Annotated in this window: 2 protein-coding genes and 2 pseudogenes; 2 read left to right on the forward strand and 2 right to left on the reverse strand. The window is 56.9% G+C overall.

Translation table 11 applies throughout. The features are described 5' to 3' along the window. Window positions 1-211, forward strand: a pseudogene (locus tag EN939_RS39480) (UDP-glucose 4-epimerase GalE); the annotation flags it as partial. Here EN939_RS39480 and EN939_RS31765 read toward each other — a convergent pair. Both EN939_RS31765 and EN939_RS31770 read right to left on the reverse strand, forming a co-directional pair. After that, window positions 165-590 carry a hypothetical protein gene (locus EN939_RS31765; protein WP_306250209.1) on the reverse strand — a complete coding sequence of 142 codons (426 nt, stop codon included), beginning with the start codon at window positions 588-590 and terminating at the stop codon, window positions 165-167. The pseudogene EN939_RS39480 and the gene EN939_RS31765 sit on opposite strands and share 47 nt — an antisense overlap. A 352-nt stretch (window positions 591-942) precedes the next feature. Continuing rightward, window positions 943-1,446, reverse strand: coding sequence for a DUF995 domain-containing protein (locus EN939_RS31770; RefSeq protein ID WP_127270645.1), 504 nt, complete (start codon window positions 1,444-1,446; stop codon window positions 943-945). Between the two features lie 328 nt (window positions 1,447-1,774). Here EN939_RS31770 and EN939_RS31775 point away from each other — a divergent pair. Beyond that, a pseudogene (locus EN939_RS31775) lies at window positions 1,775-2,037 on the forward strand (glycosyl transferase); the annotation flags it as partial.

The following is a 2,037-nucleotide window of genomic DNA, read 5'->3' on the forward strand; positions in this document are numbered from 1 at the left end:
GCTCTACGCCGATCCGGGAAGCGCACGCGAACATCTTGGCTTTGTGCCGGAACTTTCAGACATCGACACGATTGTCAGGACGGCCGCTCCTTTTTTCGGACTGAAGACCAGGCCAATGAAACTGCCGCCAGCCAGGGCGGCAACGTCGGTCGCCGCTCGACGGGTCAGAGATAGCGGGGGCGACAGCTCGCGCGCTGGCCAAACCCGCTAGGGCTGCAGATATAAGGCGAGCCGCCCGAGAACGTGCCGCCATCGCCAGGATTGAACGAGATTTTCACCGGCGCCGGCGTGCTGGCTCTGATCCGTTGCGGTGGTGCAAAGGCGTAGGCACTTTCGGTTCCTGTTGTGCTTGTCATCTGGATCGGAAGGTCGGCCCGGAGCGAGCGCACGAGAAATCCGGCCTGCACGGGCTGGCTGCGGATGGCGTGGACCACAGGCTTGACGAGGACCGAATTGGTTTCGGTCGCATCCATACTCTGACACCCTGCAACCACAGAGATCATCGCCGCGGCCGCAACGATAACCACGATATTTCTAATAGATACGATATTTTTGCTTGGGTTGACTGCACCCATCGCTGAATTGTTCATCATGTGTCCCTTGCTATCAAGTATAAGCCAAGGGCGCATCGCGACATACTATGCTTCGCCGCTCTCACGCCGCATGAGTGACCACTCGCACATCACTCGTAAATATTAGACATCACTAATTATTAAATTTCATCAAAACCGTATGGTAGGGCCCATCGTCTCGTCGTTCTGTCAGATAAAGTTGGATGCCATCAACCAGCGATCCGCGCGCCTACGGCTCCAGCCGAACTGCTTGATGTCTTACCATAAGCGATTCGCCAGATCCCTGACAGGTGCCTTGCAATTGCAGTCCGCTCTCGAAAGCGGGATTGAGTGATTTTGTTCAACTCGTCAGGATGGGTCGGCTGCGTACCTAATTTTTGGAATCGACCAGCTTGCGGGTCTCTTCGAACTGCGCGCCCTTCGGGTTACCGACTTCGAATTTCCGGTATTCGTCGGAAGCATCCTCGGGAGATCGCTTGAAACTGTACCATTCCCCATCCGGATCCTCGCGTTTCTCGATGTTCCCGCCCTGAATCCGGTGGCTGTAGCAGGTGCGTTTTTGCTTGCCGGTGTAGCCCTTCGACCGCCAGGCGAGTTCCATGCACATCTTACCGTTGCTGGTGACCAGCCATCTGCCCGCCGCGAAAGATGCCGTGTCCGGCCCGGACGTCCAGGCCTCGAGGCGTCGATTGCCCTGTGCGAAATAGGCTGCTCCGTTTTTCCACACCCATGTGCGATCGGCGTAAAGAAGCGACAGCTCGTAGGCAGTCGGAACGGTGGCGACAACCGCTTGCGCCGGTCCGCTGTCTTTGGCGGCAGCCGCGTGCGCTGTTCCCGAAAGCGCCGTCTGGCCGCAGAGAGCCAGGAGAAACATAAGCTGCGTGCAACTTGCGAACCGACGGGGTCTGTGTTGCCGACGGTCGACGCAAAGCGGCGGCAATCTGGTCAGATCTGTCGGTACAATTGGCGTGCGCATGCCTGTTTGGCCCAAGGTAGCACTATCAGCGCTCTGACAGCCTAGGAAACTATTTAACAGTCGCGAGAACGGTGATGTCAACCTTCGCCAAGCGGATAAACAACAACTATTCGAGACACACGCAGCCGCAATCGTCAAAATTAAGAATTGCGTCGTATATTCCTCCACCTCCGACAATCGCGCTCAAAAGCAACATCCGCAGACGTTAGGGAGGACGCGGTTTCAAATGACGGACGACCCGGAGTTGAATCAGGCCGAAGGTCAGCAATACCTGCAGTCAAGCGACCGGGAGATGGCTGCTAGCAGCACCCTGAGCCCCAACATGGCGATATTGCTGGGCATCCTGTTCATTGCGGTCGTGTTCAGGTTCCACAACATCACCTTGCCACTCGTCGATGCCTTCAGCTGGCGCGAGGTAAGCACGGCAATGATGGCCGACAATTTCCAGCAGCGCAGCTGGAACATCTTCTTTCCGGAGGTCAGCTGGAC

Source organism: Mesorhizobium sp. M7A.F.Ca.CA.002.05.1.1, assembly GCF_003998335.1.
In the GTDB taxonomy this organism is placed as follows: Bacteria; Pseudomonadota; Alphaproteobacteria; order Rhizobiales; family Rhizobiaceae; genus Mesorhizobium.